The following is a 20,195-nucleotide window of genomic DNA, read 5'->3' on the forward strand; positions in this document are numbered from 1 at the left end:
ATGACCTAGTGCCACGAGGACGGCGTCGACCCACAGAGACTTCTGCGAGTTGCACTTTCTCGAGGACGCACCTATCCGGAACCCAATCGCCAGCGATGAGCCGGAGGATCGCGTTCATCGCGGCGGGCCTGAGCTATCTCGCGCGTCTGGCTGCAAGGTCCGAGGATGCCCTGCGGCCGTAGTGCGGCCTCCGGTATCGCTACTCCACGAGATGCAGGCGACGCCCATCGGTTCCGACAACATTGAGGCCAAGCGCCTCGAACAGACTTGTCAACCACGCGCGCAGGTCAGCGTCGTTGCCTGGCAGTAAGGGCAGCGCGCCAATGCCGACCTCATCGGCGGCGTCCCGGAGTCGGTACCCCTCCGCAGCCGTTGGCCACGGAAAGAGCGCGACGCCAGCTACAACCGGCCTAAACGCTTCGTTCTTCTCGTTGAGAACTTGGATGGCGTCACGGTAGCGATGGAGTTGGTTCACCGCATCGATCGGCGCACCGGCTGCACCGTACTGGTGCACGTACTCGGTCGAGCCGTCGACTCGGTACTTGGCGTCGAGCGCGATCATCACGTCCACGCCCGACGCGACTACACGAAGGACGACGTCTGGCTTCTGAATACCCGTGGGGACATCGAACGCGGGGTTGTACGCGAGCGTCGCCTGGACGAACCTGCCGGTGAGCTTGACGGACCGGGACAGTCCCTTCCGAAGGGTGAAGCGGAGTCCGGTCGCGTCGCTCGGGATGAGTTCCGCGAAGTCGACTTCGGCGCCGAGCAACTCAGCCGTGACCTGCGCGACCGTGAGGAAGCACCATGTCTCATACAACTCGTTGAGGTCGGAGGTCGAGTACTGCTCCGTTCCGCCCTCACCGGCAAGCGCCGCGCTGAGCAGGCTGAGCACCTGGTATGCCTGCGCATAGCCGATTGCGCCCTGTAGTTGGAGAGACGTGACGGAGCCGGGAACGTCGGCTGTCGCCGCCGAGATTACCGGCGACATCAGGAAATGACTGACCACTTCCTGAAGCTCTGTAATCTCCGCCAACTCAGCTGCCAGTCGGGGTGGCTCTTTGCCGGTGCGCTCGATTGACCGCCGAACCCGTGCTTGCTGTTGACCCTCGAGCTCAATTAGACGGGCGTGCACAAACTTGAGCTGTGACCGAATCCAACGGTGCTCAAGGGTGTCGAGCGATTCGAAAGACCGAGCCACCTGGATCTGCGACCGCACCGGGCCAACGCCTGGTACATCCTGAAAGTCTCCCGAGCCGAGCCCCCGAGATACGGCACGGACGACGCCAGCGCTCGAACCTCGTACTCGGTGGATCGGAGTGAATGCGTCCTCGCGGACCAGCGTGCGCCTGGCCGCCGAGTTGATGAACTGGATCGCTGCGTTGAGTTGCCCCAGATGGATGCGAAGCAGGGTCAACCACTCGATGCCGGAGCCAACCTCATCGCGGTTGATCTGCGCCTGCCGGTAGGTTCCTCGCAGGTACTCGAGGATGAGCGTCCGCCGCACGGCTGCAACGTCCTCAAGCAGCTCCTCGTAGTCGTCGATGTAGTCGATCTTCGACGGAAATACCTCAGCCTCGATACGGAGCACGTCGTCTCCGACCTGGAACGAGAACGAGGTCCGTCCGACCTGCCCACGAAACCGAACCGTCAACGCGAGCAGACTTGCCTCCGCAACGACCGTCCGCTGAACGATGAGCGTGGGGTCGCGGAAGGTGCTCGTTGGCTGCAAGCCGGCGACCTTGCTCCGGACGATGAGCTCGTAGTTTCGCTCCTCGAACAGAACGGGAGCCGGCGACGTCGCGATTGGCGAGCCGTTCACGGTCGCCGCGAAGTGCGGCGTGACAGTCAGGTCGGCGCGCGACTGCAGCGCCGCAGGAAACTCTGCGGGGCCGTTCAGTTCGACGACGAGGGCCTCGGACTCGATGCGTGCGAGTTGCGCCACGGCGCCTACGTCCAGTAGTTGGTGAAGCCGGTCTCGACAAGCCTGCGCTGCATCAGTTCGATCCGCTGTGCAGAGACAGGGAAGGCCGACGCGCCGCCAGTACCAGGTTGCGCCCACTCACCGAGCTGCTTGAGCAGGTTGGAGATAGTCGCGCCCGACCCCTGGATACGCGGCAACACCTTCATCGAAATCGCAAGATCGAGCGGGTCGACCCGCCCGCCCTCGGTCGACTCGAACTGATCCGGTTCTTGTTCAGCGGCAAGAACGAACATAGCGATCTCGTCGCGGACGCGATAGCCAAAGTGCAGCTGCGCAGGCTGCAGCAGCGCGTTCAGCTCACTGAGGGTCTCGATCACGCGCACCACGCTCGGCTCATCACGACGCGGGTGTCCCGCCAGCGTCGCACTCTCGCGTCGCCATGCGTCGGAGTGAGTGTCATGAGCGGACGCGGTTGCCCCAGCGCCGCCGATCAAGCTCAGGTCAACGTCGGAGAACTCGATGACGAACGCGCGGTCGAGCACCTTACGGGAGAAGCCAAAAGTCGTCTCGTCCATGTTGACCGAACCGACCATAGCGAAGTTACTCGGGATCCTGACGGAGCCCCACTCGTCGCCCGCGTCTTGCTTGAGGGGTGTGGCATCCGCACCGGGGAGCAGCACACCGGCCTCTTCGATGCGAGACAGCACTTCAGCGAAGTAGTGCTCCGGTCGGGCAATGTTCATCTCGTCCAGCAGGAAGAAATACTGCTTGTCCGGGTGGTCGGCCGCTTCCTTCGCAAATGTCAGCAAGTGGCCGGGCGCGAAGTCTCCGGTGAGGGTCTTGTACCCTAGTAGTTCGCTGCTGTCGTTCCAGTCGGGCCGCACGGGCACCGTCGTGGCGACAGCACCCGTCGCGTCCGCTACCAAGCGGGGCAGCGCACTCTTGCCCGTGCCCGAGACGCCGGCCAGGATCACGAACGGCTTCGTTCGGATCGCCGTGATGTAGGCCGCGACCTGCCAAGGCGCGAAGTGGAATCCGCGCGCCTCGATGTAGTCCAGCACGGCTTTGATGTCGACGTCATTGGTTGCAACCGAACTCGGCCCGAGTGCCGCAGCCGGAGCCGCCGCAGCCGGGGCCGCAGGGAGGTAGTCCGCGACATCAGCCACGTCGGTCGCAAGTGAGAGAGGCATCCTGCAATCTCCGGTTCCGTGGCCTAGATGAGAGCGGGGTCGAAGAGAGCTGACACCTCAACGTCGCTCAGACCGACCTCACGCTGGAGGGCATCGATGAGGTCCGACACCTCGGACTGGTCGGTTAGTCCAAGTGCTTCGAGATCCCGTGCCCTCAACCACCAGATCGCCGCGTCCGCGAGGCGCGGCTTCTGATTCTTGTCGGGATCGGCGCTCTCGGCCCGGAGGAACGCCTTCACGAGCTCGCCGGCTGAGATTTCCACGAAAGCGAAAGCACGCGGACGACTTCCCGGTACGGCTACAAACGGCGGAGAAGCCAACGACGTCGCCCAGCCCGACGCCGTGTCGGACGGACCATTCGACGGGTACTTGTCGGAGCGAAATCCGTTGTCCGTGGCACTGCCGCTACCGAAGGGGTTGAAAAAGTGCGGTGCCGGCTCCGCGTCGGGCCGGATGCGCGCCCACTCCTGGATCGCCTGCTGGAAGGGAACGGACGCCATCCCGGTCACCACCTCGCTGCCCGGGCCACCCGAATTGACGAGCGCACGCCGGAAGATCAGGTAGTCAAGCAACTTCGGCTGCGCGCGCGACACCCGGAGTCGCTCCACGGCGTGCTTGATGAGGTCGGCAGGTAGGTAGAGGGCCACTACGCCTCCTCGTCGTCGCGCTCCTTGATCGCCTTGAGCCTATCAGCAGCGAGATCACAGTACTCGGAACTGATGTCGATCCCGATGGAGCGATAGCCGTGCCGGCGGGCGAAGGCCATCGTCGTACCTGACCCGTTAAAGGGGTCTAGCACTACACCGCCTGGCGGCGTCGTTGCGGACACCGGGATCCGAACGAGGTCTTCTGAGAAGGCTGCACGATGCCCTGAACGACCTCGCGCAGGGTTTGTGAACCAGGTGTCCAGCGGAGGTAAGAGACGCCCCGACGGCATCTTGCGGCCAACCGAGTGTCGGTCGTAGTAATACCAACGGTTCTTAGTCAGATGGAATACGTACTCATGCGAAACCGACGACCGGTCACGCACTTGGTCCGGGATAGGGTTCGGCTTGACCCAGACATTGTCGTTACGCACGAGCCATCCGTCGTCCTGGAGCGCGATTGCGAGACGATGCGGAATTAGCAGCAACTGCTTGGGTCGTGCCCACAGTCCATCTCCGGGCCTGTCCTGCGGTCGAATCCCGAAGCGGCGGGCACCCTGCTTTACCTCACCACTCTTGTGCGCGCCCTTACCGCTCCAGTATGTGTCCCCGATGTTGATCCAGAGGGAACCCGTGTCTTTGAGGACCTCGCGGCAGAGAGCGAAGACCTCGACCAATCGATCCACGAACTGCTGCGGATGCTCTTCGAGGCCCAGTTGGCCGTCCTCGCCGTAGTCCCGCTGCCCGTAATAGGGCGGGGACGTGACGATGGTGTCAACGCGAATGCCGGACTCGATTAGTCGTTTGAGTTCCGTTACGACATCGCCTTTAAGGATCAGAGAGCGCTCGTCGGCGTAGTGCGCGCTTTCAAAAAGTGCACCCTCGGTAAAATACGTCTGCGGAGTCGACTCCGGATTTAGTGCGCGATTCGCGGCCGTCGGCTTCAACTTTCCCCCAACGACTGACGCGCTGCCCGGGGGAAGGGGGACAACCCTCGCGAGGGATGACATTCGAGAGGATCTCCGTTCAGGACCGGCTCGACACCACGTTCGGCGCTCGCCCCAGACACTACCTCCACTCCGGCACTGGCGAGAGCGGCGCGCCCAGGCGTGAGCCGCCTTGGGGCGCGGTCGCCGCTCACCGGGCAAGCTCGGGCAGCCCGCGATGCACCTGGGGCGACCGGGACGTCACGCCCGCTCACGTCACCTGAAGAGAGCCGCATGGTCCGCGCGCGGAAAGCACCATCGGCTGTCAGTGGGTGATGTACTCAAACAGTGGATCGAGCGGGGCGAACGCGTCCACCCCTGTCTTCAGATTGGTCGCTGCGGCATGGTCCCAGAAAACGGCCGTTGTCTTGATACCGCGTTCTGCGAGTCGGCGCACTACGGGGAGGAAATCTTGATCTCCTGACACTAAGACAAGCCGGTCCCCTCGTTCGCTCCTCATATGCTGGTAGGAGTCATCTAGAATCTGCGCCCCCATCTCCATGTCGACACCCTTCTCTTTGTTGAAGGCATTGCGATCGAAGACGGTCACCTCGAATCCCCGCTCGCGCGCAACTCTCCAGATCGAGTCGTCCTCTGGCGGTCGCGATCCAAACAAGCTTGACCGTCCGATCTGCGAGTCTTCGGGACAGACAGCGCTGTACAGCCGCCCGAAGTCCAGGCGCCAGGCCTGGTCGGTGATCCGATCGCGCATCGCTTCACCAGTCGATGGTGCTAGGCCTTTCTTCACCGCACTGACGCGCATCCCTTCGATCCAGACATTCGAGTAGTCAACGTAAACGAACAGGACCATGGTCACCCCTCGGGTCGGGCTTCGAGCGCGGGAATCACGACCGGTCCACCGTAGGCGGGGCGCGCGAGTTTGCGCAGGCTGTTGAGCGGGAAGGACGTGCACGTCACCCGGTTGAGCGTGATGAAGCGCGCGGGTTCGCGGTGTGTCGACCTGGTCGATGTGTCCCGCAGATCGCCTGCGGCCTGCGTCGTCCCTACGCTCGAGCGCGACGGCGCGTTCACCGGCGGAGCCGTCTTCCTGGAGTTGATGCGCCTCGGCCGCCCCTTGTTCGGCATCGGGTCTCACGTGCCTCTGCGGTCGCGGCCAGCCCCTACACTCCACCAAGACCCGGGGCGAGACAGTCACGACCATGTCGTCATCCCCGGTGAGCGCTGTACGTGCTCCACCCGTTCATGTGCGGCGCGAGCTCTTCGTGGCTGCACGTCGTGACCGTCACGACCTGCAAGGGTCCGCGGATCGGGTCGGTTCGCTCGGCGTGGCCGCGAATCCAGCCAGCCCACTCCCGGGCAGCTTGCGCGTCCTCCCGGCCGAGCGACGCTGCCCAGGCCTCGATCTCCTGCACGTATGCACGCATCTTCGCAGCCGCGTCCCGCCGCTTGAGCTCGTCGCGGAGCCGGGCCGCGTTGCGCTCGTAGGACACCTTCGTGAACGCCTCGCGCTTGACCTCTTCCCAGCGGACCTGGCGAATCTCCGCACGCCGTTCGCCCTCCTGCCGAGCCCAGGCGGCCTCCGCTTCGGCGATCTCCAACTGGCGGATCAGGACGGGCAGCTGCTCCTCCAGCGTCGCGCCGTCGGTGTCCCGCAGCGTCAGTACGGCCTGCGACTCCCACGCCTTCCCGACCGTGACCTCAAGGCGGCCCGAAGCGAGGAACTGCTTGTTCGCGCTCGTCCGGGACGTGCGGGTGTAGTAGTCGGTGACCGTGCTGAACGCCTGCGCTTTCCGGCCCCGCTGGTCGAGCTCCCGCATCGTCACCACCAGCTCGCGCGACGGCACCCGAAGCGACAGATCCGGACGCACCTCACCACGCCCCGTGGACATGTTCGGGACCTTCGCCGACACCTTCCACCCCATCGAGACCGCGGCGTCGACAAGCCCTTGCAGGAACCTGGCCGCACGAGGGATCTGAACCTTGGAGACCAGCGCGCGCTTGTCCTGGAACGCGACAACCGCTGGGTGGGGGTCACGAAGCTGGCGGGGCACGGCGAACACGCGCACCGACGTCCGCGCGGCGAAGTCCGGCTCGAGGTAAGCCGTCACCCCCAAACTCGGGTCCATCCGCGTCGGCTCGTGAGTCAGCCGCTCCCCCGCAGGCACCCGGTGCTCACGGAGAAGTACGTCTTCCATGCGCACCATCTCGCGCTCGTCGACACCAGTGCCCAACTCGAGCCGCCCGCCGGCAGCCACAACGCGTTCGAGGACCTCCACAGCCCGATCGCGCAGCTGCTGAACAGCACGCTCCCGCTCGGCGCGAGCCTGCTCCTCACGCCGGAGCCGCTCACGCTCCGCCTCGACTCGCTTGGCCTCCTCCTGCAGGCGCCGCGTCCCCTCCGGCGTCACCATCGCCGACCATGTGGCGCCGCGACCGTCGACCTTGATCAGACCGCGGTTATGCAGTGCTCGCGCCGAGACGCGGTGCGAGGTGTCGTCGTAGACGCCGTCAGGGCAGCCGTCCGCAACCCAGCGCAGCAGATCGAACTGGGCCACGCTCAGGTAGGCGGGGTTACGTCCCATTGGTGATCACCGTGCGGCCATCAGCAGTCATGCGCCCATTCGATCACTCCAGGGCGGCGCCGCGGGCCTGTTCGGGCAGGTCGTCCCGACGTCGCACATCCCAGCAGCCCGTAGAACTTGAGCCTGTGAAGTAGCCCCGCGGCGGACGACACTCGTGTAGACACGAACGCATGGGAGAGAACACTGACTCGGCAGCCGGTGCGGGCCTGTTCGACGGCTTCGAGGGGCACCGCGCACCGGGCGACGCCGAGCTCGCCGAGGCACTCGACTCGGCGCTCGTCTCTCTCGACGCGAATGTGCTGCTGGGCTTCTACCGGTACCCGGAAGAGTTCGGCACTGCGCTGATCGAAGAGCTCGAGCGCTACGGCGACCGGGTGTTCGTCTCACACCAAGCAATCACGGAGTTCTGGCGCAACCGAACCTCCGCACTCGCCGACCGGGCACGCGCCAAGACCGAGGTCGAGAACCACCTCACAGGCAACGAACGTTCGACGCGCGACGCCATCGAGAACTGGGCCAAGAAGGTCGCACTCGACGAGGCCGACCTCGAGCAAGCACGGGCACTCGTCAGCCGCCAGTTCGAATTGCTGTCCCGGCTGATCGAAGACACTCACGCCGACGACCGCGAGATCTACCCCTCCACCGACCAAGACCCCGTCGTGACTTCGCTCGATCGCCTCCTGGGCGGCCGCGTCGGTGGCCCGCTCTCTGCCGACGACTGGGATGCAGCGGTCGCGGAAGGCCAGCGGCGGCACGACAAGAAGATCCCACCCGGGTTCAAAGAGAAGGTCACCGATAAGGAGCACCTCCCCGAAGGTGTGTCGGGTGATTACCTGGTCTGGCTGCAGTCCACCCAGGCGGCGGCCGCTCGTGGGCTCGATCTCCTAATCCTGACCTCAGACGTCAAGGAAGACTGGTACGACCGCTTCGGCGCCGACATCGTCGGCCCGCGCCCGGAGCTCTCCAAGGAGTACTGGGACCTGGCGAGCAAGCGCCTGTTCATCATGCGACCGCTCGACCTCATGACGAAGGCAGCTGCTCGGGGTGGACCGATCACCGCAGATGCGCTCGACGAAGCATCCCGCCAGCTCGAAGCCGACAACGACATCCGCGAAGACGGAGTCGAGCCTGTCCGTGCAACGCAGTGGACTGCCCCCGCCGTCGAGAAGCTGCTCGCACTACTCGACCAGCAGGCGCCCGTCCAGGCCACCGTCATCCGAGCAGCGTCGAGCAGCGGAGGCCGCATCGACCGCGCGCGGGTCTACGAGCTCGGTGACTACCCGGCCGACCGCATGCTCCGCGGCTTCACACGCCCCGTCCGCAGACTCTCGCGTCAGCTCCAGGAAGCCGGCGAGGTCGACGTCCATGTCACCGAGATGTTGAGGCCTCGCTACGACTACAGCATGGAAGCGAATGCATTCCAGATCCCCGATGAGGTCGTGACGATCCTGCAAGGAGACGCGTAGGTGGCCACTCACGCCTCCTGCAAGCTGGGCATCGATCAGCAGGGCGACAGACGTTGTGATCCCAAGGTGACGGATGCCTGAGATTCGAGGCACATTCAGTTACGACGAAGGCGATCTCACCCCCGGACGATCCAGAAACGGCGGCTTCAGCCAACTGCTCTACGACCGCGACGGAAGCCTCGTCGCCCATGCGACGTTCCATCCAGACGACGAAGACGACGAGCGGCGAGAGAGCCGGTTCGAGCCGGCAACTGAAGCGACGAGCCCCGAAGACGAAGAGCTGGACCTCGGTGTGGTGATCGCGCTCGCGCTGGTAGTCGCCGGCGTCGTCGCCGCACCACGCGTCAAACAGTGGTGGATCAACACCGCCGCTCCACAGCTGTCCACCGTGTGGAGCAAGTTTAGAAGTAGGTTGGGGCGGAAAAAGACGGCCACGACCGATCATGAGGCCGGCACCGAACTCGCAGCCTTGTCTCAGACCGCAACCGTTGACTTCTTCCGCGCCGTCGATGAGGTACTTAGCGACACGAAGTCGACCATGAACGGAGATGAGGCCTATCGTCGCCTCGCCATGATGCTCATGGCGGCAGCATTCATCTCTGAGCAGCTGGATCGGCTGTCCAACGTACGGATCGAGGATGATCCCGATCTCCACCTGCTCCTAGGCGCCGTCGACAAACTTACCGCGGGCCAGGTGATCGACGAGGTCAACACGGCGCTCGAGCTCAACAGCGCGCTGCTGAGCGACGACGCGTCCTTGGAGTTCATGCGCCGCTTTGGGGGCGGGAGGTTCGTGGACGGGAACTACGTTCCTGTGCGCGCCGCGACCATCGCCGACGCGCTGCGCCTGCCGCGCACCGATCTCCCCAGCCTCCAGCCTCGCGCCATCGGCGCGAACCGATCCAGCGACACCACGCCGCGCACGCCCCGGACGGAGACCGGACCCGGACCAGCAGCGGGGAGAGCCAATCCATGAGCGGCAAGTACCACCAAGAGGAGCTGAACGTCTACGGCGCGGAGGGCGACGAAGATATGGACGCCATCCTCCAGGCGCTCGACAAGGCAGCGGCCGAGCCTGACACGCGCCGAGACCACGCCGAGTAGGTCTGCCCCCCGGCAACCCTCTCGCGGCTACTTCAGCGACACGCGGGATCCGTCGCCTATGCCAAGATCGGCTCATGCCTCGACCGCTGAAGTACGCTCCCCTGACAGAGCATCTCTCTGCGTTCGCCGAACGAGGTCGGAGCAGCCACGAGATGTCGTTCGAGCAGCTCGACGAGTTGGTGGGTGGGCTCCCGCCGAGCGCTCGCGCTCTGCGCGTCTGGTGGAGCAACGACTCCAAGTCCCAGGCCCGCGCGTGGCGGACTGCCGGCTGGCACGTCGAGAGCGTCTCGCTTGAGCGCGAGCACGTCCAGTTCGCGCTCGGCGCTGTCGGCGGCACACGCGATGCACGCCTGCGTCGACGATCCACCGACGCCTGATCTCGAGCGCCTCAGGCCAGATGACCAGCCCGGAGATCAGTCCGTCTCGGTGTCCCTGACCGCTCGGCGCTCGGCGTGGAGCCGCGCGATCAGCACGTGCGACGTGCGCACCATCCCGACCGCCATGACCAGCGGCAGCGCCGGCGCCGTCGGCGGGTGCGCGAACGAGTTCCGGAGCTCGCGCGCGGCGTGCAAGAACTCTCGGTCATCGTCGCTGAGTGGCAGTTCCCGACCCAGCTGCTCGATCAGGTCGTAGAAGCGGCCGTCCGCCACGCCGAGGCAGGCACGCACCGCTCGCTCGACAGCCTGGAGCGACTTCTCGACCGCGAGAGCCGCGAACTCGTAGTGCACGACGCTGGTGCGAAGCAGCTTGTGCGCGAGATCAAGAAGCGCTGCCACGTCGGCCGGCATCGTGTCCGCAGCAGGGAAGGTAGCAACGATCTCGTCAACCGCATTCGGGGTCGCGAACACAACGTCCCCCGGACTCTCCGCAGGCGCCAGCGACATGTGCGTTGCCCTGGGATCGAGCGGGAACGTCCACGTGGCGGGATGTTCCACGGTCGTGGACGCCTCGACTTCCTGGCGAGTGGTGGGGGTCAGCTGTTCGCTGCTCGGTACTGCTCGATGACCGCGCCTGGGATCCGTCCACGCTCCGGCACGTCGATCTTGTTCGCCACGGCCCAAGCTCGCACTGCCTTCGGGTCGTAGTCACGCCCGACACCACGCCGCGGTGCGGTGCGCGGCGGCGCCGAGACGCGCCGGCCGGCCGACTGGAAGGGCGCGATCGCCTCACGAAGCGCCTTCGCGTTCTTTTCGTTCAGGTCGATCTCGTAGTTCACGCCATCCAGTGCGAAGGTGACCGTCTCGGCCGCCTCTCCGCCGTCGACGTCGTCGGTGAGCTGAACGACAACCTTCTGGGCCACGAGATTTCTCCTTCGAGTTGATGCGCGACACCCTAATCCAGAGCATACGGGAGGGTCAGCGGGCGAGGGCGCTGGCCAGGCACGCGTCACTGCGCCATGGTTGGTGGACTGGCGGTGCGTCATCCCCCTGCGGCGTACCGCCAGTTCGCTCGAAAGCACCCGACCCGAGGATGTCGCTCGCCCCATCGGGCATCGCACACGCACCCGCGGGAGCAGAACACCCGAGCGTCGGTACGAACCCTCGGCCCCGGGCCAGACTGAACCGCCCCGGGTTCAGTGGAGGCTCGGTTCTCTGGTTTCCAGCGTCGTCGACGCGGGGTTCTGACGGTAGTGGTTGGTCTCGTGCTCGGTGGGCGGGATGTCGCCGAGCTCGGTGTGCAGGCGGCGGTTGTTGAACCAGTCGACCCACTCCAGGGTCGCGATCTCGACGTCGTCCAGGGTCCGCCAGGGCCCGCGGCGGCGGATGAGTTCGGTCTTGAACAGCCCGATCGTCGACTCGGCCATGGCGTTGTCGTAGGCGTCCGCGACCGTTCCGATGGAGGCCCGGATCCCGAGCGCTGCGAGGCGCTCGGTCAGCGCCAGCGAGACGTATTGAGACCCGGCGTCGCTGTGGTGGATCAGCCCGGACAGGTCCGCGACGCCGGCTCGGCCCCGGGACCAGACCGCCATCTCGAGGGTGTCTGTGACCAGGGCCGCGCGCATGTTCGTGTCGGCCTTCCAGCCCACGATCATCCGGGAGAACACGTCGATGACGAACGCGACGTAGCAGAACCCCGACCACGTCCGGACGTAGGTGAAGTCCGCTACCCACAACTGGTTCGGTGCGGTGGCGTCGAAGGCACGGTTGACCAGATCACCGGCTCGGCAGCCGTCCTTGCCCGGGATCGTGGTGCGCTTGGCTCGGCCGCGAACCGCTCCGCGCAGGTCAGCGGCCCGCATGAGCCGCTCGACCCGGCAGCGCCCGACCGGATGCCCGAGGCGGTGCAGGTGCCGCCACATCTTCCGCGCCCCATAGACCCCGTAGTTCGCGGCGTGCTCGACGCCGATCACCTCGGTCAGCTCCGCGTCGGCCACCGACCGCGGCGAGGGTGGGCGGGACCTGGCCGCGTAGTACGTGCTCGGGGCGACCTGCAGTTGCGCGCAGATCGGCTCGACCCCGAACTCGGTGCGGTGGGCGTCGATGAACTCGACTACCTGGTGGACGGGCGGTCGAGCTCCGCCGCGAAGAAAGCCGACGCACTGCGCAGGATCGCGTTCGCCCGCCGCAGCTCCCGGTTCTCTCGTTCCAGCTCGGCCAGTCGCTGGGCGTCGCTCGTCGTGGTCCCGGGCCGGTCGCCGGCGTCGACTTCGGTCTGGTTGACCCATCCGCGCAGCGTCTCGGGGTTGATCCCGAGCTGCTCACCGATCCGCCGGCACGCCCCAGGGCGCGTCACCGGGTCCTTCCGCGCGTCCAGCACGAGCCGGACCGCGCGCTCACGCAGCTCGTCCGGGTACTTCCTCGGTGCAGCCATGACCCTCATCCTCCGTGGATTGAGAGCCTCCATGGAAGCCGGGGCGGTTCAGACCGCATCCGGATCACCACGGCCCGGCGCTAGACCTCAGGTGGTGTGGCAGTCGTTCGCGCAGTAGTAGCAGCCGTTGACGTCGCTGTAGTAGCTCCGCGCGGCCGCGACCGCACCACTGCACGACGAGTGGTACCCGAGATCGATCCGGCTGGCCGAGTCGGGCAGGCATCCCTTGGTGGAGCCGAGGTCGTGCACCTCGTGGTCCCCGGACCCTGGCTGGGCGTTCTTGTTGACGCAGTAGTACGGCATCGCGTTCCCCCTCGGTCGGCGCATGCACCCCGTTGTGCACACCTCGCAGGATATCCGCTCAGCAAGACGTGCCGTGGGCGAAAGCCGAGTCGGTCTCACAATTCGTTACCGCGGTCGCTCCGTCTACAGGCACACGGGTGAGCCGAGATCAATCCGCTCACCCTCGAGGGTCACCGCACCGGAGGCGCAGAGCCTGGTCTGCGGGGTCTCGCGCACGATCAGGGTCGTGTACGCGCTCTGGGCGTCGGGCTCGGTCGTGTCCTGCCGATCACCGGCGTCCGGTGCGATCTGTCGGTAGATGCTGGCGGAGATCGTGTTGCCGGCGGACGCGCCGTCGTAGCGGGTGATCCTCGCCCAGGCGGCGTGGCACGCCTCGGAGTAGACGATCTGCAGCTGGGTGTCACGCTCCCGCGTCTCGCTAGCCACCACCACGGCGTCATCGACGCATGGCGTGTTGGCTGGATCGGTCCCGTTCTCGACGACGAACTTCGGCTCGACCGACGTCGTGGCGGTTGGCCCCCAGGCCACCCAGGCTCCCGCAAGTGTCAGAGCGGATGCGACCACCGCGCTCGCGAGCGCCAACCCGACCGCGGTTCGGCTGCGGACAACCGCCGCTCGCGCCGGAAAGGCATCGCGCTGCGCGCGGGCACCCGGGTCCAGCGCTCGTCGACGCTCGATCCACCCGGCCACGTCGGCATCTAGGGCGTACGCAAGCCCTTCGACTGTGCGCTCAGTCGGAAGAGCCTTGCCATTGAGCGCATCGGACAGGACGGACTTCGAGATCCCGCTCTTGCGGTCCAACGCCGCCAACGTGGGGTTGCCGGCCGCGCGCCGGAGTTCCCGCAGATCGCTCGCGAAGCGCTCGAGGCTGTCGCCCTCGGACGGGTCCGAGGTGGATCGATCTTCGCGGGTGGTCTGCTGTGACACCAAGGCTCCCTGTGGCCGGGGACATGGACGCGGTCGACGCGCGCCGAGCACAGAAGTACCAGATCAGAGCGTTCCGAAGTGTCCGTTCGGGCTCGGACGGCACCAGGAATCGAGGGGCCCGCGCCATGCTCATCGAAGGCTGACAGTGCGCCAGGTGCGCGCCTGGAGCAAGGACCGAAGGGAGGCACTCACCACGCGGACCAGCGCACAGAGCGTCGGGGCAGGCAAGGGACGTGGTCAGCGTCCGGTTCGCATGTCCGGGGGCTCGGACGGAAGCAGCACTTCGACCGTGGTCTCAAGCACCTGGGCGAGGGCGATCAGGTTCTGAAGTGTCGGGTTGGCGACCCGCCCGGTGCGCGAGGCCCCTTGCTCGAGCTGCTGATAGTAGCCGCGGGTGAGGCCAGCCGCGTTCGCCAACCGTTCCTGCGAGAGCCCCACCTCGTGGCGACGTCGGTTGAGCGCGATGCCGAGGCGGCGGGCGTAGTCCGCCCACTCATCGGTCTTCGCTCCGGTCACCAAACAACCGTGACCTGAAGCAGCACTAGGAGTTGCACGCTATAGCGTGCATACTCGGGCGTGCAGACGTCGACCGGAACAGCCGGTCGGGCGAGACGTCCTGCGCGGCGAAGAGTTCACAGCATCAGCGCGGCCGAGACAGGTTCGCCGCGCTACCAACAAGGGAGTGTTCATGCGGGTGCGGGACCAGATCACAACAACACAGAGTCGAAGCCGACGTGGACCAGCCGGACGGGTCATCGCTGCGCTGGTGTTTGGCGCGGCGCTGCTGGTGCCGGGGGCGAGCGGTGCCAGCGCTGAGGATGAGATGCAGCCGTCGGCGTGGGTCGGCAACCCGTCGTCGTCGTGCGTGGCGACGAGCAGCGACACGGCCACGGTGCAGTTGACGTTCAACAACATCGGTTCGGATGTACGCGGTGGCTTTGACCTCGAGTACGAAGAGACGCCCGACCGAGGCGGCAACATCGGCTCGATCCACTGGGTTGAGCCCGGTGCGGTGCAGCAGATGTCAGTCACGATCTCGCCTGGCATCAGCTACCGCTTCCACCTGCGCTACTTCGTCGATGGCGAGGACGGAGTCAACGCCTTCGTCCGCGAGCTCGCCGATGAGACGCGCACCATCGCACTGTGCGATGCCGGCACGCAGACGGACCCGACTGCGACCTACGCGCTGAGCTGCGTGGACGGCGCGGGTGCGCTCGCACTGACGCTCACCGGAACGAAGGACTGGGGATTCATCTACGGGGTCGGGGGCGTGGACGACTCCGACGACAACTTCGTGGATGCCTGGCCCACCAGCGCCACGCTCGACTTCGCGCCGCTCGCTGACGGTGAGTACCCGCTGCACGTCGAGACCTACGACCTGGGTCCCGGCTCCAACGGCCCGTGGTCGACCTCACGTCCCCCGATCACGCTGATCGACACCACGGTGACCGTCGCCTGCGCGTCCACGGCCACCGATGGCGTGTCACCGGTGGATGAGTCCACCCTGACCGAGGCCAACCGCGGGTCGGTCAGCGTGCCCTCGAGCGCCGTGCGTGGCTCGGCCGTGACCGTGACGGTCGGGACGAACCACGCCGGCCAACAGGTGAGCGCCTGGATCTATTCGACCCCGACAGCGCTCGGGCAGCGCACCGTCGCCGCTGACGGCACCATCTCGGTGACCATTCCCGCCAACCTGCCGGCGGGCGCGCACCGGATCGCAGTGCTTGACGCCGCCGGTGCCCTGATCGGGTGGGACGACATCACCATCACGACCGGCACAAACACTGTGCCCAAGGCCGCCACCGGCCTCGATGAGGGCGCGAACTCGCCCGGACCGCTGCTTGCTGGCGGTGCCGGCGTGCTCCTGGCTGCCAGCCTCACTACGGTGCTCCTGCGCCGCCGCTCCCACACGGCCGCCTGATCGAGCGTGACCACGAAGCAGCCCACCAGCCCCCGCCGACGACTCATCATCTGGGGGCTGGTGGGCAGCCTCATGCTCGGAGCCACCGCCGGGTGGACCGTCTGGCACAGCCGAACGGGCACCGCAGACAGCGCAAAGGCCTCGACGGCGACGCCCAGCGTCACACCCAGCCCGACGTCACCCGCACCAACGCCGACCGCCACCGCTCCCGAGGTGGTGGTGCCGCCGGCTCCTCCGACGCGTATTCAGGTCCCATCGCTCGGCATCGATGCTGCGGTCGAGGAGTACACCGACGCGATGGTCGCCGCGGCTGACGGCTGGGTGGACCCGCCCCACCGGGACGTCGTGGCCTGGTGGGCTGGCGGGGGAACGCCCGCCGACCCAGCCGACAACACCGTTTACCTCTATGGGCATGTCTCACGGCTGGAGGCCGTCTTCAACGAGCTCGCACAGGCCGAGGTAGGGGACGAGATCGTGGTTATAACAGGGGCGGGGACGCTCCGGTACCGGGTCAGCGAGATCTTGGCGCCCGTACTCAAGGAAGACCTCCCAAGCACGCCCGAAGTAACAGACGCCGTCCCAGGCCGCCTAGTGCTGATTGGGTGCCATCGAGACGATGACCAGGGCACACGGCCGACAACCATGAACAACGTCGTCGTGGCGCAGCAGATCGACCCTTGAGGTCTCAAAATCGCAGTGTACCCAAGATCATGCGAGCGGCCTGCCACCTGGAGAGGCACTCTGATGACCCCGGGTTCGTCTGACGACTTCTCGCTCTTAATGATCAGATGCTCATTGCCGACCAATGGAGCGCCCGGACATCACGGCGACCGATCGTTCATGATAAAGCGCATGTCAGCCCTCAGGGGCAAACGCCACAAGTGCTTGCGCTATCACTTCCCGAGATCCCTCATTGGAGGTGGCACTTTGCTCGATCTCCTCGAACGCCGCCTCGTACTCGCGAATCTCAATATCCCTGGTGGACACGAGTTCTTCGATCGTTGTCTCCGCGGACACATATCGTCGATCGAAGATGCAGAACGGATTTCCCACCGCGAGCGGGTACGGCTTGCGCGCCTGGAGAATCCCGAGTCGCACATTCTCGAGATAGGTCTGACTCTTAAGGAAGTCAAGCTGAATCCGATGTTCGGAACGCCGAAGGGATCCCGGAGGAGAGTAGAGCGTGCTTTCGTGGAAGGCGAATACGAACCGTTTTCCCGGCGCACGAAGCGCGGCCTGTCGGCGCAGCCTTGCATCGGCACCGCGTGTTGCGGACTCAGCATCGTGGCCTAGGGCGAGGAAGAGTTCTCGCGAGTAGTCATAGGTCTGCAGAAGGCCAGGTATAACCGCAATCTGGTACACGCGGATGAGTGCGGAGGATTGTTCGAGCGTGGCGATTTGGCCCTGCTTGCTCGCGAGTCCATCTGAGCCCGTTGAAAGATACGACGTTGGACTGAGTTGGGCGATCTCGTACTGCCGCCAGATGCGGGCAGACTCCTCACCAAAGACGCCTAGCGACTCGACGATGGACTCAAGGTCTCGCCGGTCCGGCAGTCCGTACTTGCCTGTCTCGATCTTCGAAATCCTAGATTGACTCAAATGAGCGATCGACGCAAGCCTCACGCCCGTTATGGACCGTGAGACTCGTGCGTCTCGCAGCAAGTTTCCAAGGCGCACCAGCGGGGCACCGCCGACGGAATCTTCGAGGTTCACCTTGGAAGCATAGACCGGAGAAACTCGTCGAGAGGTGTCGCTCGGTCGAACACCCGCCGCCACGAAGCGACGAGCGCTCGATCCTTGTCGTCGCTCTCGCTCAAGCGCGCTCCCAGATACCCGCCCTTCGCATCGTACTCGAGCCACTCGATGCCATCGTCGTCGTATGCCCAAAAGTCCTGGGGCGCTGCGACGTGCCGACGTTCTGCGATCCGAATACGCTCGCCGGCTTTCACGCCCGGGCCATATCCGGCGGTAATCTCGTAGCGCTCATACTCCGTCAGAGGCGAAGACACGAGGCGCAGTCTCTCAATCACGGCTCCGCGATTCACGGCAGCTGAGACTACATCCACCCATTCGCTGTTATGCCCCTTGGGGAGCTCGCCATGCTCATAGAAATGGACCATCGCCGGACTGCGACCACCGTCTACGGTGTACTCGGGGAGGGCTTCGACCCGGAACGCGGCGCGGCGAAAATTATCAATTGTACTTGGCATCAGTATCGCCTCCTTTGTTCGATAATGAACCATCGAGAGTGGGCGGTCAAGACAACCGCCCACTCTCGACCGAGATTGCCCCTACAGGCCCAGGTCCCGAATGAGGCTCAGCGGGATCTCGACCGCCTGCTCGCCATCCGGGAGGTCCGTTGAGAAGAGATTGTCGGCGACATACCCCTGGATAACCAAGGTTTCGTCGTCCTTCATGTAGATCGTCGGGCAGTTCTTCCCCTCGCATCCAACCTTCGCCAAGACCCGCATCACAGTCTCCCTCTTCCCAAGAGAATCGGACCGCCGAAGTGGCGGCTCCTGGCAGCCTAGCGCCCGCCGACGACCTGCTCAACCGTATTCGGCATCTCGGAATACTCGGGACATGTGCTCCGATCGACGCAAGATCGAAGCCCATATTCACGGCTTCCTCAAAGTATTCCTCACGAGACCTCAGGGTGATTCACTGCTCGCGTCAGTCACGACGGGCGATCGATGAAGGGACGACCGATGACGGATCGTGAAAAGGACCGGAGCGAGGTGAGCGTCGACGACGACTGCGACGTCGAAATCGTGCTGCACGACGACGGCACCATCGACGAACTTTCCACATTCGGCATGCTGTTCGACTAGGAGGCCAAGACATGTCTGAAATGATGCCGTTCCAGCGCCCGTCGACGGCGCTGACCCGCAAGGTCCAGCAGCAGCTGACGCACCTGGTGGCCGAGACCGGTCTGTCCCAGGCCCGGGTGCAGTCCCGTGCCGAGGTCGAGGCCGCGAGGGCGTCGGCGGTGGCGCAGGTGGGTCAGCGAGCGATGACGGAGATCGCGATGCTGACCAAGCTCGAGCGCGACCTGACCGAGACCGTCCCGGCCGCCCAGGCGCGCCTGGTGGCGATCGGGGACCTGACGCAGATCGCGCTCGGGTCGGTCGTGATGAACGCCGCCCGCCGGATCGGCGGGTGACCCCGATGCTGGCCGGTCTGATCATCCTCGGCGTGCTCCTGGTCGCGATGTGCGTACTCGCGTGGCTCGCGCTCAGGGGTTCGCCGACCGACGAGGCCACCCGGGTCGCCACCGAACAGCGCATGGCCGAGTGGCAGCTGCAGCAGGTGTCCGCGCAGGCCCGTGAGGCAATGCGCCGCGCCGCGGGCGGCAACGGCCCGTAGATCGGCGCACCAGGGCGCCGCAGCCCGACCGAGGCCCCTCGCGTCCGGCTGCGGTGTCCTGGCCCACCGACCACCTTCAGACCGGGCTCATGCCCGTCTGCGCTCGCGCGTCGTTGCGTATTCCACAACATCACCTCTGATGGCACCCCTGTGCCTCATTCGACCGCGTAAGCGGATGTCGCGCCGGGAGACGAAGCGCTTCGTCTTGCTCTTCATCTCCGGACTCATCTGGCGGTTACTGAGTTCTAGACCGCCGTTCGTGGCGTTGTCGCTTTTCTACTACCTCATGTTCGAAGGAGGACTCTGCCCATGACCGAACACCACACCAATCACAACCACCCCGACGCCACGCCCCGGTCGGGGACCTTCACCGCCGTCTACGCGGACCCGCCGTGGTCGGTGGGCCAGATCGGGGAGCAGGGAGCCATCCGGCACTACGACCTGATGAGCAACCGGCAGATCCTCGACATGGGCGCCGCCATCCGTGAGGTGGCGGCGGAGAACGCGTTCTGCTTCCTGTGGGTGACCACCGCCACCGTGCCCCTGGGCATCCAGGTGCTGGAGGACTGGGGGTTCCGGTACACCTCCTTCTACTTCTGGGCCAAGCCGCGCTTCACCCTGGGCAACACGTTCCGTAACGCCGGGGAGCTGTTGCTGCTCGGGGTGCGGGGCAAGGGCACGAAGGTCGCGTTCCGGTCCCAGCCGAACTGGGGCTTTCACGCCCTGCAGGCCCACTCCCACAAGCCCGAGGAGATCCACCAGATCATCGAGCGCATGGTCGGCGGGGACGGCCCGTTCCTGGAGCTGTTCGCGCGCCGCCCGGCGCCGTCGGGCAAGCACTGGGACGTCTGGGGCAACGAGTGCGAGGCCACGGTCTCACTGGCCCGCTGGGGCTACCGGGTCCCCGCCGATGACGCCCGCACCACGCCCGAGCCCGACCCCACAGGCACCGGCATGCCGGACGACACGAGCGAGGGCGTGACGGGTGCGGCCGAGGGGGCCGCGTGATG

General features: G+C 65.7%; 24 protein-coding genes and 1 other annotated feature. Of the genes, 9 read left to right on the forward strand and 15 right to left on the reverse strand.

Going from position 1 to position 20,195, the window contains the following annotated elements; all coding sequences use genetic code 11:
- Positions 1-199: 199 nt before the first annotated feature.
- The 6 genes from ACZ5HG_RS12875 to ACZ5HG_RS12900 all read right to left on the reverse strand — a co-directional run bounded on the left by ACZ5HG_RS12875 (position 200) and on the right by ACZ5HG_RS12900 (position 7,260).
- The gene (locus tag ACZ5HG_RS12875) at positions 200-1,945 is read right to left on the reverse strand and encodes a DUF2357 domain-containing protein (protein WP_464176860.1); all 1,746 of its coding nucleotides are present in this window, start codon (positions 1,943-1,945) and stop codon (positions 200-202) included.
- Between the two features lie 5 nt (positions 1,946-1,950).
- Positions 1,951-3,114 carry an McrB family protein gene (locus ACZ5HG_RS12880; protein WP_464176862.1) on the reverse strand — a complete coding sequence of 388 codons (1,164 nt, stop codon included), beginning with the start codon at positions 3,112-3,114 and terminating at the stop codon, positions 1,951-1,953.
- Between the two features lie 23 nt (positions 3,115-3,137).
- Complete coding sequence (locus tag ACZ5HG_RS12885) at positions 3,138-3,761, reverse strand: hypothetical protein (RefSeq protein ID WP_464176864.1); 624 nt, start codon at positions 3,759-3,761, stop codon at positions 3,138-3,140.
- Entirely contained in the window at positions 3,761-4,705 is a 945-nt protein-coding gene (locus ACZ5HG_RS12890; protein WP_464176866.1) for a DNA-methyltransferase, read from the reverse strand. The genes ACZ5HG_RS12885 and ACZ5HG_RS12890 overlap by 1 nt, the downstream gene beginning before the upstream one ends.
- A gap of 304 nt (positions 4,706-5,009) precedes the next feature.
- Positions 5,010-5,555 (reverse strand): NYN domain-containing protein, encoded by a 546-nt coding sequence (locus ACZ5HG_RS12895; protein ID WP_464176868.1) that lies wholly within the window; start codon positions 5,553-5,555, stop codon positions 5,010-5,012.
- 355 nt (positions 5,556-5,910) lie between these two features.
- A complete protein-coding gene (locus tag ACZ5HG_RS12900; protein ID WP_464176870.1) occupies positions 5,911-7,260 on the reverse strand; it encodes a hypothetical protein in 1,350 nt (449 codons plus the stop codon).
- A gap of 197 nt (positions 7,261-7,457) precedes the next feature.
- Between ACZ5HG_RS12900 and ACZ5HG_RS12905 the strand changes: the two genes are divergently transcribed.
- From ACZ5HG_RS12905 to ACZ5HG_RS12920, 4 genes are all read left to right on the forward strand, one after another.
- Positions 7,458-8,753 carry a PIN-like domain-containing protein gene (locus tag ACZ5HG_RS12905; RefSeq protein WP_464176872.1) on the forward strand — a complete coding sequence of 432 codons (1,296 nt, stop codon included), beginning with the start codon at positions 7,458-7,460 and terminating at the stop codon, positions 8,751-8,753.
- A gap of 73 nt (positions 8,754-8,826) precedes the next feature.
- A complete protein-coding gene (locus ACZ5HG_RS12910) occupies positions 8,827-9,729 on the forward strand; it encodes a hypothetical protein (protein ID WP_464176874.1) in 903 nt (300 codons plus the stop codon).
- On the forward strand, positions 9,726-9,857 hold the full coding sequence (locus ACZ5HG_RS12915; protein WP_464176876.1) for a hypothetical protein: 132 nt from the start codon (positions 9,726-9,728) through the stop codon (positions 9,855-9,857). Before ACZ5HG_RS12910 ends, ACZ5HG_RS12915 begins: the two co-directional genes overlap by 4 nt.
- A 74-nt stretch (positions 9,858-9,931) precedes the next feature.
- A complete protein-coding gene (locus ACZ5HG_RS12920) occupies positions 9,932-10,234 on the forward strand; it encodes a DUF7662 domain-containing protein (protein WP_464176878.1) in 303 nt (100 codons plus the stop codon).
- A gap of 36 nt (positions 10,235-10,270) precedes the next feature.
- Here the strand turns inward: ACZ5HG_RS12920 and ACZ5HG_RS12925 are convergent, their stop codons facing one another.
- The 6 genes from ACZ5HG_RS12925 to ACZ5HG_RS12950 all read right to left on the reverse strand — a co-directional run bounded on the left by ACZ5HG_RS12925 (position 10,271) and on the right by ACZ5HG_RS12950 (position 14,414).
- Complete coding sequence (locus tag ACZ5HG_RS12925; protein ID WP_464176880.1) at positions 10,271-10,705, reverse strand: hypothetical protein; 435 nt, start codon at positions 10,703-10,705, stop codon at positions 10,271-10,273.
- A 125-nt stretch (positions 10,706-10,830) separates the two neighbouring features.
- Positions 10,831-11,157 carry a histone-like nucleoid-structuring protein Lsr2 gene (locus ACZ5HG_RS12930; protein WP_464176882.1) on the reverse strand — a complete coding sequence of 109 codons (327 nt, stop codon included), beginning with the start codon at positions 11,155-11,157 and terminating at the stop codon, positions 10,831-10,833.
- Positions 11,158-11,430: 273 nt separating this feature from the next.
- Positions 11,431-12,668 (reverse strand): IS3 family transposase gene (locus ACZ5HG_RS12935; RefSeq protein WP_464176884.1). Its coding sequence is split into 2 segments (ribosomal slippage): positions 11,431-12,389 and positions 12,389-12,668, totalling 1,239 coding nucleotides; the frame shifts between segments, so codons are not numbered across the junction.
- Positions 12,277-12,390 (reverse strand) — a sequence feature (AL1L pseudoknot). Its footprint overlaps the gene before it by 114 nt.
- Positions 12,669-12,755: 87 nt before the next feature.
- The gene (locus ACZ5HG_RS12940) at positions 12,756-12,995 is read right to left on the reverse strand and encodes a hypothetical protein (RefSeq protein ID WP_464176886.1); all 240 of its coding nucleotides are present in this window, start codon (positions 12,993-12,995) and stop codon (positions 12,756-12,758) included.
- A gap of 99 nt (positions 12,996-13,094) precedes the next feature.
- Complete coding sequence (locus ACZ5HG_RS12945; protein ID WP_464176888.1) at positions 13,095-13,898, reverse strand: DUF2690 domain-containing protein; 804 nt, start codon at positions 13,896-13,898, stop codon at positions 13,095-13,097.
- Between the two features lie 237 nt (positions 13,899-14,135).
- On the reverse strand, positions 14,136-14,414 hold the full coding sequence (locus ACZ5HG_RS12950) for a helix-turn-helix domain-containing protein (RefSeq protein ID WP_464176890.1): 279 nt from the start codon (positions 14,412-14,414) through the stop codon (positions 14,136-14,138).
- A gap of 172 nt (positions 14,415-14,586) precedes the next feature.
- Here ACZ5HG_RS12950 and ACZ5HG_RS12955 point away from each other — a divergent pair, with 172 nt between their 5' ends.
- Together ACZ5HG_RS12955 and ACZ5HG_RS12960 are read left to right on the forward strand one after the other, a co-directional pair.
- Positions 14,587-15,819, forward strand: coding sequence for a hypothetical protein (locus ACZ5HG_RS12955; protein WP_464176892.1), 1,233 nt, complete (start codon positions 14,587-14,589; stop codon positions 15,817-15,819).
- Positions 15,820-15,825: 6 nt separating this feature from the next.
- Positions 15,826-16,500, forward strand: coding sequence for a class F sortase (locus tag ACZ5HG_RS12960; RefSeq protein WP_464176894.1), 675 nt, complete (start codon positions 15,826-15,828; stop codon positions 16,498-16,500).
- Positions 16,501-16,674: 174 nt separating this feature from the next.
- On the opposite strand, the gene ACZ5HG_RS12965 is transcribed toward ACZ5HG_RS12960, so the two are convergent.
- The 3 genes from ACZ5HG_RS12965 to ACZ5HG_RS12975 are packed head-to-tail and all read right to left on the reverse strand — an operon-like array spanning position 16,675 to position 18,290.
- Complete coding sequence (locus tag ACZ5HG_RS12965; RefSeq protein ID WP_464176896.1) at positions 16,675-17,532, reverse strand: helix-turn-helix domain-containing protein; 858 nt, start codon at positions 17,530-17,532, stop codon at positions 16,675-16,677.
- Entirely contained in the window at positions 17,529-18,062 is a 534-nt protein-coding gene (locus ACZ5HG_RS12970) for a DUF6879 family protein (protein WP_464176898.1), read from the reverse strand. Before ACZ5HG_RS12970 ends, ACZ5HG_RS12965 begins: the two co-directional genes overlap by 4 nt.
- 48 nt (positions 18,063-18,110) lie before the next feature.
- Positions 18,111-18,290: a hypothetical protein gene (locus ACZ5HG_RS12975; RefSeq protein ID WP_464176900.1), complete on the reverse strand. Its 180-nt coding sequence runs from the start codon at positions 18,288-18,290 to the stop codon at positions 18,111-18,113.
- Between the two features lie 371 nt (positions 18,291-18,661).
- On the opposite strand from ACZ5HG_RS12975, the gene ACZ5HG_RS12980 reads away from it, so the two are divergent.
- The 3 genes from ACZ5HG_RS12980 to ACZ5HG_RS12990 all read left to right on the forward strand — a co-directional run bounded on the left by ACZ5HG_RS12980 (position 18,662) and on the right by ACZ5HG_RS12990 (position 20,193).
- Entirely contained in the window at positions 18,662-18,982 is a 321-nt protein-coding gene (locus ACZ5HG_RS12980; RefSeq protein ID WP_464176902.1) for a hypothetical protein, read from the forward strand.
- On the forward strand, positions 18,979-19,185 hold the full coding sequence (locus ACZ5HG_RS12985; protein WP_464176904.1) for a hypothetical protein: 207 nt from the start codon (positions 18,979-18,981) through the stop codon (positions 19,183-19,185). The genes ACZ5HG_RS12980 and ACZ5HG_RS12985 overlap by 4 nt, the downstream gene beginning before the upstream one ends.
- Before the next feature lie 309 nt (positions 19,186-19,494).
- A complete protein-coding gene (locus ACZ5HG_RS12990; RefSeq protein WP_464176906.1) occupies positions 19,495-20,193 on the forward strand; it encodes an MT-A70 family methyltransferase in 699 nt (232 codons plus the stop codon).
- Positions 20,194-20,195: the final 2 nt, after the last annotated feature.

It is taken from the genome of Cellulomonas sp. GTC20042 (assembly GCF_055389595.1).